The organism is Lactobacillus gallinarum, from assembly GCF_002160635.1.
GTDB classification, from domain to species: Bacteria; Bacillota; Bacilli; order Lactobacillales; family Lactobacillaceae; genus Lactobacillus; species Lactobacillus gallinarum.
The window spans coordinates 24023-41095 of sequence record NZ_NFKZ01000013.1 but is presented as its reverse complement, the minus strand read 5'-3'; the positions used below and the strand labels follow the sequence as shown (position 1 = coordinate 41095).

Below are 17073 nucleotides of genomic sequence, written 5' to 3'. Positions count from 1 at the left end.
TGGTCGATCCGCTAGAATATTATATATCTCGTAAAGAATTACAAATGTAGCGCCGGATACGGAACCGTACGTCCGGTGCAATGAGAGGGGCGAGAATTAAACTCCCTCTACTCTATTGTTTTAAATTAACGATCTTCGTGGTTAGTGAAGTAACGGTAATCTTTACTCTTGTCGAATAATACGGCACGAGCGTTTTCACCATTTGAGATGGAGAAGATTGCGTCAGGGTATTTATCCTTAACTTCGTCTTCAATAAGTCCTCTCATCATTTCGTTGTTAGCCAAAACCGAACCAGTCAAAGCAATCTTCATTGGCTTTGGATCTTCGTAACGATTAAGACCAATAATAATATCGCGAGCTAACAAGTGAGCTTGTTGTTGGATGATCTTGATTGCGTCATCGCTGCCTTCATCTGCAAGCTTAGCAACATGAACTGCCATGCCGGCAACTTCAGGATTAGACATTCTGTAGAATTTAGCGTTACATTCATCCATGTGTTCTACGCCGAATAACTTAGTGAACATTGGAATAAGTGCGTTATCTTCACGCTTGTCCCAGCTAAGAAGTGCAGATTGCATAGCTGAACGAGCAATAGCATAACCTGAACCTTCGTCACCTAAAATGTTACCGTAACCACCAACAGCGATTAAGTGACCGTTTTGTAAGCCGTTGTATACTGAACCAGTACCAGCGATAACAAGAGCACCGTCATCACCTTCAAGACCAGCATAAAGGGCTAAGAGTGAGTCAGTAATAGCACGGGTAGGTAAGTTGTTGATTCTTGATGAAATAGTAGCAGCAACTTCAGGTGCGTTACCAACAACTGAAAGACCAGCAATACCTACTAAAACGCGCATACAGTCGCCGTCAATCTTGTTTAACAATTCGTTAATAGTATCTGAGATGTTTTTAATTCCGCCTTCGTAATCAGCGTTAATTTGACCAGGACCGCCTTCTGCGCGACCAAGTTCTTTGCCGTTTTCGTCATATGCAATGGCAGTTGAGTGAGTACCGCCTGCATCTACACCAATTTGGTATGTAAGAGCCATATTCAAATCTTCTTTCTATATTAATTTATCCATATGATAACGTATTCATTTTATTACATTTTTATATTATAGGTCTAGTATTATTTCTCCATGTTAACGCTAACACTGATATTTTCGTTTATTTTTATGTAAATTACTAAGGTAATCAAGCTGATTAATAAGCCGATTATGAGAATCCATGGAATATAAATCAAAGTTATCTGATGTTTACCGGGATTGAGGTTAAAACTCAGAAAAGCATTAGCAAATAATACTTTATTTTTATGAAGAATTTTACCATTATCAATTACTAACCAGTTAATACTACTTGGGATAGTAGATTTCATGGTCATTTTTTTATGAAGGGAAAAATGGTTGGATTTGATAACCAAGGCAGAGGGTTGAGTAATTTGAGGTTGAATTTGCTTAAATGAATGCATTTCTTGGGCTAGCTTTTTGGTATCTAAACGCCATAAATTTGTTGCATTTAAGTCTAAATTGTCTTTTTTCAGAGTAATAGCAATTTGGATACGTTGGCCACTTTGTCTACTTCCTAAATTTATCAATCGAGTATTTGAATCACGTACTGTAAGGTTAACGAAACTACCGTTAACGTACATATCAATAGCGTTGTCATCAATATCACCAGGCAACTCGAGATAATAAGAAGAATTTGTTTTAGGTCTAAGGTTAAAAATTAGACGAGCTGATTTATTCTTTCTCTTTTTGGAATATTGCATCCAGCCGCCATCCCAACTTGAAACATTAATCTTTTTTGGATCGGGCCAAATTACATTATGGAAGAGAGTAGTAGTATTGCCAGTTGCCGCTTGTAAAAATTGAGTTTGATTTTTAGTGATATTACTAGGATCGAACTTCATCTTTTTGGTAGAAGTTGGTGATAAAAATAAAAGTGGCAGTGCATAATTATTTTTCATTAAAATTAATTGATTAAATCGTTTTTGTAAATGATAATCACCAACGTCGATTCTTTGATTTTTATTATCATATTTCATTTGTTTTTTTTCCTTAAGTGGGGTGATTTCTTCATTAGGAAGAATGTAATATTTAATGCCAAAAAGATCGTCAGTAATTGGAGTACCGCCAAAATTGGTATAAGAATTGCTGTTATTAACAAAACCTAGATTATTTAACAGCGACAGCACATGTTGGTTGGAGATGGAATTGAAGTTGCTCAAACCATAATAATTAGCACTAAATGGATCATCATCGGAACGATAAAAATTCTTTTCGGTTCTATATAAGCTTTGATCATGATTAGTTTCATAGTTAGTAACTTGCGTTGTATTTTTTACAAAATTTTGATAATCGTAATTTTTTTGATAGGCCAAATTTCCTAATGATAAGACCAAATTAATTACCAATTCCAATTCAATTATTAAATAAAAGAATATTGCTGCATAATTGTTTTTATTATAAATAAAAGCGATAAACAGTAAGCCCAAAGCTAAAAAAGCTCCTGTGGCAATTTGAGCATTTTCATTTAAGAAATCAAATGATTGATCATTAAACGTGACAAAAAGAATCAGTCCCAAAGCAACAATAGCTAATGGCAGAACTTGCCATAGTTTGATTTTTTCTTGCTGATTTAATGCGATGATTGCTAAGTTTAAAGCTAAAAAAATCAACACAAAACTAAAGCGACCAGGGTACCAGACAGGAAATTGACCTAAGTGCCATAGTAAGACTAATGGTGTCCAAAATAGTGAAGCGATTAAAAATAAAAGCAGGAGGCCATTAGCTAATTTAGTTTTCCAATTAATTTTTTTATTTAGAAAGTAAAGAATAGTCAACAACAAAAAAGGAAGAGGAATAAAAATATTTGGCATCCCTTCTTGCATTTCATGAAAATTATAAGCACCATCGGCAAGCTTAGTTATTTGATTATATGGGATAAATTGAAATCCCCATGACCAATTTGCAGAAGATGCTGCCTTTCCTTGCAACATTTCAATAAAAACTGGCAATAACATAAAGGCATCTAAAAAAGACCCCAAAATACTTTTTATTAAATATGATTTAAAAATAGACCATTGCTTTTTTCTATTGAAGAAGAAAATCTGGGTCAATAAATAAAGAAAGCCAAAAGCTAATGTCATAAATGCGGTATAAAAATTGGTAAACCACAGTAAAAATGTGATTAAGATTAGATGGCTTTTCTCTTGCTTTAGCGTGCGATCGATTTCATTAATTAAAAGAGGCAAAAGTATAACTGAATCTAGCCACATCAAGTTGAAGTGGTTGGCGATAACATATCCTGATAATGCATAGGCGCTGCTTGCAGCTAAAGCGTAGAATGGCATATTTATTTTTTGCTGCCAGTAATAATAACTAGTTAGGCCACTTGTAGCGATTTTTAGTCCGATAATTATTAAAATAGCTTGCGGTAATAAATTTTCTGGAAATAAGAATAAAAGTAAATTAAACGGGCTAAAAAGATAATAAGCATCTGTTGCTAACATCGATCCGCCTAATCCATTTGAAAAGGAATAAATTAAGCGAAGGGGATGAGAAAACAAGTTATTTCTAAAAAAAGCGAGGAAATCAACATATTGTTGCCCCAGGTCTACTGTTAAAACGCCATTTTTGGTATAAAAGAAGTAGCTGAAGAAAATTAAACCAGGTAAAATAAAACTTAATAAAAAAAGAAGATTTTTTTTAGTAGTAAATAATTTATGGATAGTAAAATAATTATTCATCTTAAAATTTAGCTAAGCTCCATTCTCAATCGTAGAATTAACGTTCAGTTTTTGTTAAAATACATACAGTTTTAGTGAGGGACGATATACGTGGATTATTTTAGAAAAAATAGTGGGACTGGTTCAAACAAACAGTCTTCTACTCCAATAAGAATGCGAATCATCGTAGGGGTTATCCTTGTGCTTTTTGCGATGTTGATCGGACAACTGGCTTATTTACAGCTAGTATATGGATCTCGTTTTAAAGCAGAAGTACAACAATCGGATTCGACAGTTGTTTCAAATCAGGTGCCGCGAGGTGTTATGTATGATGCTAAGGGACATGTATTAGTAGGAAATAAGGCTACTAATGCAATCACTTATACTAAGAGTGCTTCGACCACCACAACGCAGATATATCAAATTTCTAATGCGTTGAGCAACTATATTAAGATTACAGATGAAAAGCCGACAAAGCAAATGATTGCTGATTATTATTTAGCTGATAAAGATAATAATACTAAGATTTCAGCTAAATTGCCTAAATCAGCTAAGGTAGATGCAAGCGGAAATAAGAAAACTAATTCCGAGGTTTACCAAGCCGCAATTGCTTATGTTGAAAAAATGGATCCTAAGTTAACTGAAAAGCAAAAAACGGCCGCATTGATCTTTAATAAGATTTCAGGTGCCTATACTTTATCAACTATTTATATCAAAAATAAGGGCTTAACTGATAAGGAAATCGCTCAAGTGGGTGAACACCTATCAGAGTTGCCAGGTGTCGGTATCGGAACTGACTGGCAAAGATCTTATCCAAATGGTTCATCTATCCAAAGTATTATTGGTTCAGTTTCTACTGAAAAATCCGGATTACCTAGCGATAACTTGCAGTACTACTTGAGAAATGGCTATTCTCGTAATGATCGAGTAGGTACTTCATATTTGGAAGAGGAATATGAACCGCTGTTAAAAGGAACGAAGTCAACTAGCAAGGTAACTACTAAGTCTAATGGTAATATTCAACAGACTAAGACAGTTTATGATGGACAAGCTGGTGACAGCTTAATGTTGACGATTGATGCTAAATATCAAAAAGAAGTTCAAGCATCTTTGAAGCGAATTTATGGTTCAGCTATTGGTGCAGGAGCAGCTCGCTATTCTAACGGTGCCTACGCCGTGGCAATGAATCCAAATACGGGAGCATTATTAGCGGTAGCTGGTATTAACCGTAATACGAATACAGGCAAGACTACCGATAATGCCTTAGGTGTAATCAATCAGTCATTTGTTATGGGATCAGCAGTTAAGGGTGCCACTGTTTCTGGTGGTTTGATCAATAAAGTTATTACTCCTACTAACAATACTTTTCCTGATACACCAATTTATCTTCCAGGTTCACCAGTTAAGAAATCTGTTTACCCAGTCGGAACATTCAGTTCATTGGATGCCGAAACAGCGCTAGAAGTTTCAAGTAACATCTATATGATGAACTTAGCAATGAATTGGGTTGGTGCAAAATATGTACCTAAGACCTACATCCATATGCCAGACAATGCTTTTAATACTTTAAGAAGAAACTTTGCAATGTTTGGCCTGGGTCAAAAGACTGGTGTTGACCTTCCTGGTGAAGTTGCCGGAATTGAAGGTAAGTCATTCAATTCTAAAGGAAATATTCTTTCTGGTTCAGTACTTGACTTGGCATATGGTAACTATGATGCTTATACGCCAATTCAGCTTGCTCAATATGTATCTACAATTGCCAATGGTGGTTATAGAATGCAGCCATATATTGTGCAGTCTGTTGGTAAGACAAGTAAAGACGGCAAGAAGATTTATATTAACTACAATAAGAAGCCAAACGTTCAACAGTCTATTCCATGGACTACAGATGAATTAAACGTAGTTAGAGAAGGATTCTGGCGTGTAGTACATGGTACAAATGGTTGGGGTACTGCTCACTACTTGAAAGATGTTAAACCATCAGTTTCAGGTAAAACTGGTACTGCTCAGACTTTCTACTATGATGCTGAACACCCTAATAGAAAGCATAATATTGAATTAATTAACTCTACTTTCATTGGTTATGCTCCATCTAAAAATCCAAAGCTTGCTGTAGCTGTGGTGTTCTCAGGTCTTGATCCAGACATGGAAGGGACGTATACTTTGCAAGTCGCTAAAGCAATGATTCAGGATTATTTTAAACTTCATTCAACAAAATAAAGAATTAACACTGGTCAAATTGCTTGAAAAATGCTATTCTAGTACAGTCAGAATAAAAGTGTAGGTGGTGAAAAAAATGGCAGATAACATCATTTTAGAATGCACCGAATGTGGCGATAGAAGTTACTTATCTAAGAAGAACAAGCGTAAGCATCCGGAACGTTTATCTTTGAAGAAGTATTGCCCAGTTGAAAGACGCGCAACACTTCACCGTGAAACTAAGTAATAAATCAAAGTAGCAGGTTGTGTGCCTGCTATTTTTTGTAGGTAAAAAATGAAAAAATCAGAATTAAGAAAAATACAAATAAATAAATTAAAGCGTTTTGCCAAAACTGAAGATAAAAAATTAGAAGATACAATTTTACTTAAAAAGTTAATGGAATCTGATTTAATCAAAAATAGTCAAACTATTGGAATAACTGCTTCTCTACCTTTAGAGGTGGATACTTCCGAAGTAATTGCTCATTTATGGGATGAGGGTAAAGAGGTATATTTGGCCAAAGCTGAAAATGATCAAGATCATACTTTAAATTTTTTGCATTACACATATATGAGTAAATTGAAAAAATCTAGTTTTGGTGTAGAGGAAATCGCTGACCCAGATGCTATGGTTAATAATCATTTGGACTTGGTGATTGTGCCTGGATTAGCATTTGCACTTGATTCTCACGTTCGTCTTGGTTTTGGTGGCGGCTATTACGATCGCTTTTTAGCAAAATATAATCCTAAGACTGTATCACTAGTGAATTCTCAGATGCAATTCCAACATGCTGAATGGCCTGTTGAAAACACTGATATACCAGTTCAGACGCTGATAACTACTGAAACACATTAATTAATTTAAGGAGGCTGGAATGAAGCAAAAAATTAACCTCTCACAAATATTTGTGACCTTAGGAATTTTAATAGTTTTATTAATAGTCTTTTTAGTTGAAGTCTTTTTAGGTGGCTCCGAAAACGTCAATGTTTTGATGAAAATGGGAGCAATGAATAATTATGCGGTAGTCGCTGGTCATCAATGGTGGCGTTTATTTACTGCTCAGTTTTTGCATATTGGTGTCATGCATTTAATATCAAATGCTGTCATTATCTATTACATGGGTCAATATATGGAGCCAATTATGGGTCATACGCGCTTTTTAGTTACGTATTTATTGGCTGGAGTTGGTGGTAATTTATTTAGTTTGACTTTTAGTTCAGATCGAAGTTTAAGTGCAGGAGCTTCAACAGCTTTGTTCGGACTTTTTGGGGCTATGGTTGCCATTGGCTTGCGTAATTTCCATAATCCAATAATTAGTTTTTTAGGAAGACAAGCTTTTGTCTTAGCACTGATTAATTTAGCGTTAGATATTTTCGTACCCGGTATTGATATTTGGGGTCATATTGGTGGTTTAATAACTGGCTTCTTGCTAGCTATCATTTTAGGTGATCGCGTAATGCGGACGTATAATCCTAAGTGGCGCGTTTTAGCGGGCGCTGTTTTGATCGTTTATATAGTGTGGACTGTTAGAACAGGGATGGTTATTAACTTTTAAATGAAGACTTTATACGATGTACAACAACTTTTAGAAAAATATGGCATTTTAGTTCATGTTGGTAAAAGAATCTGGGATATTGAATTGATGGCGCTCGAACTTGATAATATCAATAAAGCCGGTTTAATTGATCAACATGATTATATGATTGCAAAATTGATTTTACGTAGAGAACATAGAATCGAAGAACTAAAAGAGGAAGATAAAAAGAAAAAGGATAGCAAGTAAATTAGTTTAGCGGTATCATTATATTTGTAAGTTTTTATGGAAGGGCAGATTAAGGTTTATGTCGAGTTTTTTAATTATCTTAGATTTAGTTTTATTAGCCATTATTTTAGTCTTTGTAGGTATTTGGGGATGGAATAAGGTCCAAGCCAAATCTATCGGCGGTGAATTGACTAATGAAGAATTTAAGGCAGGCATGCGCAAGGCACAAATTATCGATCTGCGTGAAAAAGAACCGTTTAAGCGCAAGCATATTGATGGTGCCCGCAATTTGCCATATACAATGCTTAAATACCAATATAATGAACTTAGAAGTGATTTACCGGTTTATCTTTACTCAGATTCAAACACAATTACTTTGAGAGCTGCCCGTTTCTTAAAGAAGAAGGGCTTTGTTTCAATCCACTGGCTTAAAGGTGGTTTTGAAACTTGGGATGGTAGAACTAAAAAGTCTAAATATTAATAAAAAAAGACACATTTAGAGCTGAAGGAGCCTAAATGTGCTTTTTTGTATCAAAAATAAAATTGAAAAGATGATGATATGCAAAAAGTACTAGCAATAGTAGGGCCAACTGCCATTGGTAAAACAAATTTGGCAATTTCTTTGGCGAAAACATTAAATGGTGAGATTGTCTCTGGTGATTCTATGCAAGTTTACCAAGAAGTGGAAGTCGGTACAGCTAAGGCAACTAAAGAAGAGCAGGCAGAAGTTAAGCATTATTTAGTTGATACACGATCAGTATTTGATGAATATTCTGTCAAAGATTTTGTTGGTGAAGCTACTAAGGCGATCACAGATATTAGTGAAAAAGGTAAATTTCCTATTTTAGCAGGCGGAACAGGCTTTTACGTTAATGCTCTGTTGAATAAAATGCAGTTGGGAGAAAAAAAGGACGAAGACAGCGGAACTTCCCAAAAGTGGGAAGTTTATTTAAAGCAGAATGGACCGCAAAAGTTGTGGGATATTTTAAATGAAAAAGATCCAGAAGCTGCTAAGAAAATCCCAGTTCCTAATTCGCGCAGAACGATGCGGGCATTAACGGTGATTGATCGTACAGGTGAAAAATTTTCACAACAACAAAAAAAGATTGAACCTAGATATGATTATCTGATTATTGGTTTAAATTCTGACAGGCAAGAAATTTATCGCCGAATTAATTTGCGCGTTGATCGCATGATGCAAAAGGGGATGCTAGAGGAGGCAAAGTTTATTTATCAAAATAGGGATAAAGAACATCAAGTATTGCAAGCTATCGCATATAAAGAATTTTTTCCTTATTTTGAAGGCAAAAAAGCTTTAGACGAGTGCGTTGAGCAACTTAAAACTGCATCTAGGCGGTATGCGAAGAGACAGCTGACATACTTTAGAAATCAGTTGCCAGTTAATTGGTTTGATCCATTAAATGATCCTGATTGTAAGGCAAAAATTATTGAAAAAGTAGAGGCATGGAAGAATGAATAATATACCAGATGAATTGCAAAAAATAGTAAAAGAAGTAGATAAACAAATAGCTCCTAAATTGGCAGAAATTGAGGATCAGATTGTTTATAACCAGGCTAAGGTATTGCAAGCATTTCAAGATAATAGCGTAGCAGAAGCTGATTTAAACGGTGCTACAGGCTATGGTGATGATGACATTGGTCGTGATAAGTTAGATCGAGTTTATGCGCAAGTCTTTGACACGGAAGATGCATTAGTGCGCCCTCAGTTTGTTTCAGGTACTCATACTTTGTTTACAGCATTGAATGGTAATTTGAAATATGGCGATACTTTGACTTATTTGACGGGGATGCCATATGATACTTTGCAAAAGGTAATTGGTTTAACTGATGACAAGCGTGGCACTTTGGCTGAAAAAGGCGTTAAGTTTTCATATGTTCCGCTAAAAGATAATTTGGTTGACTATGATGAAGCTGAGAAGATTCTCCGTAGAGATCAGCCTAAGGTGGTAGCGATCCAGAGATCACGTGGTTATTCGACTCGTAAGACTTTTACTATCGACCAAATTAAAGAGATGATTGCTTTTGTTAAGAAAGTTAGTCCACAAAGTATTGTCTTCATTGATAATTGCTACGGTGAATTTTCTGAAAAGCATGAAGCAACAGAATATGGCGCAGATTTAATGGCCGGTTCTTTAATAAAGAATGCCGGTGGTGGTCTTGCTAAGATGGGTGGCTATATTGTCGGTAAAAAAGATTTAGTGGAAAATGCTCGTCTTGCACTTACCGCTCCAGGTTGCACTGATGAAGGAGCAACAATTGGTAACTTGCATGACTTCTATGAGGGCTTTTTCTTAGCACCTAATGTAACTGGTATGGCTGAAAAAGGTATGATTTTTGCGGCAGCCTTGTTTGCTAAAATGGGAATGAATGTCACTCCCGCATGGGATGAAAAGCGTAGCGACATTATTGAAACAATTATCTTTAATGATCCTGACAAAATGATCAAATTCGTTCAAGAAGTACAAAAGAATTCTCCAATTGACTCTTTTGTTACTCCAGAAGCAGTTCCAATGGAAGGCTACGAAGATAAGATTATTATGGCAGCGGGGAACTTTGTTTCAGGCTCAACTATTGAGTTTTCTGCAGATGGTCCAGTTAGACCACCTTATGCGGTTTATATGCAAGGTGGCCTAACATATGCGCATGATAAAGTAGCTGTTATTAATGCTGTAAGGGATACATTCTTTAATCAAAAATAATTTTAAATTTTTACTAGACCAATTTGACATTTATAAATTGGTCTGCTATTGTATTAGTCAGTTCTAGGAGATAAAAATAAATCATAGGACCATATCAATTTAATATTTTTGTTTTTATAGGTGGATAAAACTATGAGTAAACAATATACTGCAGAAGAAATTAGAAAAGAAGTTGAAGATAAAGACGTTAGATTTTTACGTCTTTGCTTTACTGATATTAATGGTACTGAAAAGGCTGTTGAAGTACCTAAGAGTCAATTAGACAAAGTTTTGAATAACGATATTCGTTTTGATGGTTCTTCAATTGATGGCTTTGTTCGTCTTGAAGAAAGTGACATGGTTTTATATCCTGACTTTTCAACTTGGACAGTTTTACCTTGGGGTGATGAACACGGTGGTAAGATTGGACGTTTGATTTGTTCAGTTCATACAACTGATGGCAAGCCTTTTGCAGGTGACCCAAGAAACAACTTGAAGCGTGTTATTGGTCAAATGAAAGAAGCAGGCTTTGATACATTTGATATTGGTTTTGAAATGGAATTTCACCTTTTCAAGTTAGATGAAGATGGTAATTGGACTACCGACGTTCCAGATCATGCATCATACTTTGATATGACTTCAGATGATGAAGGCGCAAGATGTCGTCGTGAAATCGTTGAAACTTTGGAAGGTATGGGCTTTGAAGTTGAAGCAGCTCACCATGAAGTAGGTGATGGTCAACAAGAAATTGACTTTAGATTTGATGATGCATTGACTACTGCAGATAGATGCCAAACCTTCAAGATGGTTACTCGTCAAATTGCAAGAAAGCATGGTTTGTTTGCTACATTTATGGCTAAGCCTGTTGAAGGCCAAGCTGGTAACGGTATGCACAACAATATGTCACTCTTTAAGGGTAAGCGTAATGTCTTCTACGATGAAAATGGTGAATTCCACCTTTCAGATACTGCTCTTTACTTCTTGAATGGTATTTTGGAGCACGCTCGTGCAATTACTGCAATTGGTAACCCAACTGTTAACTCATACAAGCGTTTGATTCCTGGTTTTGAAGCTCCTGTATACATTGCTTGGGCTGCTAAGAACCGTTCACCACTTGTACGTATTCCTAGTGCTGGTGAAATTAACACTCGTTTGGAAATGCGTTCAGCTGACCCAACTGCTAACCCATATCTTTTACTTGCTGCATGTTTGACTGCTGGTCTTAACGGCATTAAGGAACAAAAGATGCCAATGAAGCCAGTTGAAGAAAACATCTTTGAAATGACTGAAGAAGAAAGAGCAGAACATGGTATCAAACCATTGCCAACTACTCTTCACAACGCAATTAAGGCATTTAAGAATGATGATTTAATCAAGTCAGCTTTAGGTGATCACTTAACTCATAGTTTTATTGAATCTAAAGAATTAGAATGGTCTAAGTATTCACAATCAGTTTCAGATTGGGAACGTCAACGTTACATGAACTGGTAAAATAGCTAATTAATAAGAATCCTCATAGTTCGAAGCTATGAGGGTTTTTTGTTGTATAATCAAAAATGGATATTTTGATTATAACGATGGAGAAAAAAGTTGAACAAAAAGATAAAAGTTGGGTTAATTACTTGTTGTAGTTTGTTACTTTTGACAGGGTGCAGTCCCGTGAGTCATAAAACGCAGCATCAAGAAAAGAAAATAGCGGTAGTCAAAAAACATTCTTCTAAGAAAATCGTAAATGAAGATGGAGTCAGGTTATCTACAAAGCTGACACCTAAAGAAATTGCAAGTGCTATTACGGTGTGTGCTGCAAATAAATATCATGGAACTTGGGTAAAAGTATTAAATGAAGCAAGAACTAATGGCTTAAAAATTAGTTTTCATAATCGAAGCGATTATCCCAAAATCACTAATGGTCAGGGATATGTATATGGAGTAAGTGCTGATAAACAAAATAGTGGAGCATGCTATACATTAAATGATGACCAGATTTTTATCTATGATAATCAAACTGAATTAGGCTCAATTACAGTAGATAAAATGGTTAAATATTTAAATACACATAATAGTGCTGGCATTGTTAAAAGACTAGCTAATGATGTGGTTTTAGGTACAGCTGATAATAATTCAAATGGCTCTAGTACTACGAAAATAGCAGGCGATAGAGGTTTAGATAATGCACCTGCAGAGATGCTAGGAACTTGGTACTCATATGATACTCATGAAAAAGCAACCGTAACTTTTACTGAACATACTATCGAAGAGACAGAAGATGGGCGTACAGTTACGACAGAACTGCATAAAATGAACCCAGATCGTGATCGCGGTGATCATGATCAAGATAAGGCTTATTGGGCTAAAACCAAGCATTGGGCAACTATTTCTAAGTTTAAAGTGCCTGAAAGCAAGCCAAAAGATAATAAGCTGTACTATAACATCTATGGTTGGAATGAAACCGCTGGCGATGGTGAGTTTTATGCTCTCCATACAGAAGAAGGTCAACCTGTATTAATATTAGCTGGAGGTGCAGGCATATGGACCGATGCGGTATATTGGAAAACACCAGAATTAGCTCAAAAATATGCTGGAAAGAAGTTCCATGATTTGCGTTATCGAGAAATGGATTAATTTGCTAAAAAAGCTTTAATGAATTTAACAAAATCAACTTTCTAATGTAAAATGCTATATAATAAAAATGCTAATTAGTATCCCTAATTTTCGTTAGGGGTATTTTTGTATTATCGGGAAGAATGTTGAAAGTATTGCAATGAGCAAAAAGATATTAGTATTAATTTTTTTAATAGCTACAGCTCTAAATCTCAGTGCTTGTAGTCAAAATTCCACTCAGCATGATAAAAGTGTCGACAACAATACTCAAAAGCAAGTTTCAAAGAATTTAACTGCTAATAAATTAACCAAGACATCACAGGCTAGTGCAATTACAATTTATGCAGCCATGAAATATAAAGGAAAATGGCAAGACGCATATAAGCAAGCGGTAAAAAATCATTTAAGTATCAGTATTAAAAGTAAAACAGGTTTTAGCCGTATTTTTAAAGGGCAGGGCTATATTTACCAGGTTACTGGTAACGGAAAAGAACAAAATACTTTCTACACGTTGAAGAAAGATGAAGTCTCATTTTTTAACCATAAAAAGAAAATAGCTACTGTTAGTTTGAATTCGATTTTAACTTTTTTAAATGATCATCAAAAATCTGAAGAAGTGAAAAGATTATCTGCTAAGACTGTATTGGGTGCTCGGATTACTTCAAATAAATATGGGGTTAAAGGGGATGCAGGGGTAGCTTATATTCCTAAAAAACTTCGTGGTATTTGGTACAATAAAAAGGGTAAAAAGCTAGTGATCACTGCTCATACTATTGAAGGAGAAGAGATTCATAGGATATCAACTGCTGTAGTTACTACGGAATCCTTCCAACAAACTAAGCACTGGGCTAGAGCTCGAATCGAGAATATTAATGGTATTGATTGTTATCATGTCCAAAGCTTAGGAGCACAAAACTTTGGCTTTTTGTATACTGTACAAAAAAATGGTAGAAATCCGGCGGTAGTAACCTATAGTGTAGATACCGGAGATTATCTTGATTCCTATTGGAAATCAACAACAATTGCTAAAAATAATGTGAATGCTGAATTTAAAAGCTTAAAGTAAGTATAAGTTTTAGGAAATTTTTGCTTTAAAAGTTGGCATTTATTCTTTTTCATAATATTATTAGGAAAAGCAATAGAAACGAATAAGAAAAGGGGAAATTCTGTTGAAACATAAATTAACTGTGTTGGTTGCAATTTCTGCGGCTTTAACTTTAGCAGGATGCAGTCAAACTACACAAAGCAATACACAATCATCACAATCTAAAACAAGTAAAGTTGCTAAGAATTCAAGTGATAACTCTAGTACTTCAACAGCTAGTTCCAAGAATAAAGATACATATACTAAGTTGTCTGCAAGCAAGATGGATTACAAGACCACTGCCAGTGCCATTGCAGTTTATGCGGCACAAAAATACGGTGATACTTGGGAAATTGCTGTTAATGCCGCTAAGCAAGGAAATTTAGGTGTAGCATTTAGAAGTAAAGATGCTACAGGCATTACCTCAGATAATAGCGGTTATGTTTATGAAGTTAGTGGTACCGGCAAGAGTAGTAATGCGCGTTATATGCTAGCTGGTGATGGTGCCAATAAACAAGTTACTATTTTTGTTAAGCAACGTAATTTAGGAACTACTAGTTTGAAAGATATCGTTGCTTACCTTAACCAAAAGAATGATGCTGATTTAGTAAAACAATTAGCTGAAAAAACACAATTAAATGTCAAATTAGAAGGCGATGAAGATGCACAAAAGACTACAACTACTAGTGCTAGTGTGATTCCTTCATCACTTCAAGGTACTTGGTACACTGCTGATACAGGCAACGGCAATATTGACACTTTGACTGTAACTGATAATAAAATTAATGATGAAGCTGGTTTTAGCATGAATGTTAAGGCTAAGAACAGTGGTTCAAGTACTTCAGATGGTTATATGAAGCAAACTACAATTAATGGTATTAGTTTCTATAGCTTTACCAATATGGGTCAAACTCCAGGACAGGGTAGTACATACTTGGCACCACATACTGAAGATGGTCAAAGTGTGATCGTCTCAGCTAATTCAAACGGCCGCACTAATGCTGTTTACTGGAAGAGTGAAGCTCTTGCAAAGAAGAATTCTAATAAGCAATTTAGTGATTTGAAGTATTAGATTATGAATGTAAAAAAGACGTCGATTGTCGACGCCTTTTTTAGTTTGGATTAATTAAATCTTCTAGTTTAAATTTTCCATTTTTGTAATCAATTACAAGAATAGAACAATTGCCAAATCTCTTTTTTAAAAATTGCTGTGGATCAACTCCGATGGCAATTAAGAAATTAAAGCAGGCTCCGGCATGTGAGACGGCAATAACTTTCTCATTGGGGTGGGCTTTAGCCATAAAACTTGAAATTGTATCAAATACACGCTTTTGCACGTCTTTTTGATTTTCACCACCATATTGAACAAAAAAATCGTTGTAAGGAACTTGAGGGTTAAGACGTTCATCTTGACCTTCGAAAGAACCGAAATACTCTTCTTTTAAGCCTTTTAGTCTTTGATAAGATATTGTTTATTAGTAACAATTTCTAAAGTATCGCTAGCTCTGAGACTGTCAAGAAGTTTGTGTAAATAGATCTTTCTCATCGATTGATTTTTTATTCTTTATTTAGTCAAAATAAGATAACGGACTACATTATGATAATTATAATGTTTGTAAGCCTTTTCACTAACAGAAATAATGTTTTGGTGTAATAATGAAAGCTGAACAGATTTATAAAATTTATGTAGAAAGAGGCACAAGATATGACAGTATATTACAAAGGATTCCCACAAAGCGATCGGGAAGAATATTTGCATATGATTAATGTCGATGAACTTGAACAAAGAGTTAAGAAAATTATGCCAGAAGGGGCATATTACTACATTGCTTCTGGTTCAGAGAATGAATGGACATGGCGTAATAACACCGCAGCCTTTAATCATTGGCAAATTATTCCTCGTGCCTTAACTGACATGGAAAATCCTTCTACAGCTACTGAATTCATGGGGATGAAGCTCAAGACTCCAGTAATGATTTCACCAATTGCATGTCACGGAATTGCACATACAATGGCTGAAGTTGATACGCAAAAGGGTGCTGCAGCTGCTGGTGCATTGTTTGCATCAAGTACCTATGCTAACAAGAGTGTTGAAGATATTGCTAAAGCCGCTCCAGATGCTCCAAGATTTTTCCAACTTTACTTAAGTAAGGATTGGAAATTTAACGAAATGGTCTTTGATGCAATTAAAAAGACAGGTTATAAGGGCATTTATTTGACTGTTGATGCTTTGGTATCAGGTTATCGTGAAGCTAACTTGAGAACTAAATTTACTTATCCAGTTCCATTGGACTTCTTTACCCGCTATCTTGATGGTAAGGGTGAAGGACAAAGTGTAGCTCAAATGTATGCTTCATCAGCTCAAAAGATTGGTCCTGAAGATGTTCGTCGCATTAAGGAAGAAACTGGCTTACCTGTAATTGTTAAGGGTGTTGAATCTGTTGAAGATGCTTATAAAGCAATGGGTGCTGGCGCTGATGGTATTTATGTTACCAACCATGGTGGCCGTCAATTAGATGGTGGTCCTGCAGCTATTGATGTTTTGCCAGCAATTGCCAAGGCTGTTAACCACCAGGTACCAATTATCTTTGATTCCGGCGTACGTCGTGGCTCACATGTCTTTAAAGCATTAGCATTGGGTGCCGATATGGTTGGTATCGGTCGTCCATATCTTTATGGTTTAGCCTTAGGTGGAGCACCAGGTGTTCAAAGTGTAATTGATCAATTAGACAAAGAATTGTTGATCGATATGCAATTAACAGGATGCAAGACTATTGAAGACGTTAAACATGCTAAAATTGCACATATTAATTACACTGCAGATAATTTGGATTCAATTACTTCTCCTGACAGAATGAAGCCATATCCAAAGACAGCCGATAATCAAATTAAGACAAATGGTGCCTCTGATGCAACGTCAGGAGCATCAGAGCATTAAATAACTAATTGAAAAAATCTTCTTTTAATAAGATGATTTTTTTATTTTTAGTAGGTCACTTT

Annotated in this window: 16 protein-coding genes; 13 read left to right on the top strand and 3 right to left on the bottom strand. The window is 35.5% G+C overall.

Annotation, left to right across the window (positions count from 1 at the left end):
- Positions 1 to 125: 125 nt before the first annotated feature.
- Both B5E95_RS05985 and B5E95_RS05980 read right to left on the bottom strand, forming a co-directional pair.
- Positions 126 to 1049 carry an N-acetylglucosamine kinase gene (locus B5E95_RS05985; protein WP_087176481.1) on the bottom strand — a complete coding sequence of 308 codons (924 nt, stop codon included), beginning with the start codon at positions 1047 to 1049 and terminating at the stop codon, positions 126 to 128.
- Positions 1050 to 1129: 80 nt separating this feature from the next.
- Positions 1130 to 3748, bottom strand: a complete 2619-nt coding sequence (locus B5E95_RS05980; protein WP_087176482.1) for a YfhO family protein — start codon at positions 3746 to 3748, stop codon at positions 1130 to 1132.
- A gap of 90 nt (positions 3749 to 3838) precedes the next feature.
- On the opposite strand from B5E95_RS05980, the gene B5E95_RS05975 reads away from it, so the two are divergent.
- From B5E95_RS05975 to B5E95_RS05920, 12 genes are all read left to right on the top strand, one after another.
- On the top strand, positions 3839 to 5947 hold the full coding sequence (locus tag B5E95_RS05975) for a peptidoglycan D,D-transpeptidase FtsI family protein (RefSeq protein ID WP_087176483.1): 2109 nt from the start codon (positions 3839 to 3841) through the stop codon (positions 5945 to 5947).
- Between the two features lie 76 nt (positions 5948 to 6023).
- Positions 6024 to 6173: a 50S ribosomal protein L33 gene (gene rpmG, locus B5E95_RS05970; protein WP_003548272.1), complete on the top strand. Its 150-nt coding sequence runs from the start codon at positions 6024 to 6026 to the stop codon at positions 6171 to 6173.
- A gap of 48 nt (positions 6174 to 6221) precedes the next feature.
- On the top strand, positions 6222 to 6782 hold the full coding sequence (locus B5E95_RS05965; protein ID WP_087176484.1) for a 5-formyltetrahydrofolate cyclo-ligase: 561 nt from the start codon (positions 6222 to 6224) through the stop codon (positions 6780 to 6782).
- Between the two features lie 19 nt (positions 6783 to 6801).
- Positions 6802 to 7482 (top strand): rhomboid family intramembrane serine protease, encoded by a 681-nt coding sequence (locus tag B5E95_RS05960; protein WP_087176485.1) that lies wholly within the window; start codon positions 6802 to 6804, stop codon positions 7480 to 7482.
- Entirely contained in the window at positions 7483 to 7710 is a 228-nt protein-coding gene (locus B5E95_RS05955) for a YqgQ family protein (protein WP_087176486.1), read from the top strand. It abuts the gene before it with no gap.
- A 58-nt stretch (positions 7711 to 7768) separates the two neighbouring features.
- Positions 7769 to 8170, top strand: coding sequence for a rhodanese-like domain-containing protein (locus tag B5E95_RS05950; protein ID WP_087176487.1), 402 nt, complete (start codon positions 7769 to 7771; stop codon positions 8168 to 8170).
- Positions 8171 to 8248: 78 nt separating this feature from the next.
- On the top strand, positions 8249 to 9169 hold the full coding sequence (gene miaA, locus B5E95_RS05945) for a tRNA (adenosine(37)-N6)-dimethylallyltransferase MiaA (protein ID WP_025005343.1): 921 nt from the start codon (positions 8249 to 8251) through the stop codon (positions 9167 to 9169).
- Complete coding sequence (locus B5E95_RS05940; protein ID WP_025005344.1) at positions 9162 to 10409, top strand: methionine gamma-lyase family protein; 1248 nt, start codon at positions 9162 to 9164, stop codon at positions 10407 to 10409. The genes miaA and B5E95_RS05940 overlap by 8 nt, the downstream gene beginning before the upstream one ends.
- A 132-nt stretch (positions 10410 to 10541) precedes the next feature.
- Entirely contained in the window at positions 10542 to 11879 is a 1338-nt protein-coding gene (glnA, locus tag B5E95_RS05935) for a type I glutamate--ammonia ligase (RefSeq protein WP_025005345.1), read from the top strand.
- Between the two features lie 168 nt (positions 11880 to 12047).
- A complete protein-coding gene (locus B5E95_RS05930) occupies positions 12048 to 13010 on the top strand; it encodes a hypothetical protein (RefSeq protein WP_241146323.1) in 963 nt (320 codons plus the stop codon).
- Positions 13011 to 13149: 139 nt separating this feature from the next.
- Positions 13150 to 14055, top strand: coding sequence for an ABC transporter (locus B5E95_RS05925; protein ID WP_087235803.1), 906 nt, complete (start codon positions 13150 to 13152; stop codon positions 14053 to 14055).
- A 103-nt stretch (positions 14056 to 14158) separates the two neighbouring features.
- Positions 14159 to 15145, top strand: coding sequence for a hypothetical protein (locus B5E95_RS05920; RefSeq protein ID WP_087176489.1), 987 nt, complete (start codon positions 14159 to 14161; stop codon positions 15143 to 15145).
- Positions 15146 to 15185: 40 nt separating this feature from the next.
- Here B5E95_RS05920 and B5E95_RS05915 read toward each other — a convergent pair whose 3' ends face one another.
- Positions 15186 to 15542, bottom strand: coding sequence for a histidine phosphatase family protein (locus B5E95_RS05915; RefSeq protein ID WP_087235801.1), 357 nt, complete (start codon positions 15540 to 15542; stop codon positions 15186 to 15188).
- Between the two features lie 236 nt (positions 15543 to 15778).
- Between B5E95_RS05915 and B5E95_RS05910 the strand changes: the two genes are divergently transcribed.
- On the top strand, positions 15779 to 17011 hold the full coding sequence (locus tag B5E95_RS05910) for a lactate oxidase (protein WP_025005350.1): 1233 nt from the start codon (positions 15779 to 15781) through the stop codon (positions 17009 to 17011).
- The last annotated feature ends 62 nt before the right edge of the window (positions 17012 to 17073 follow it).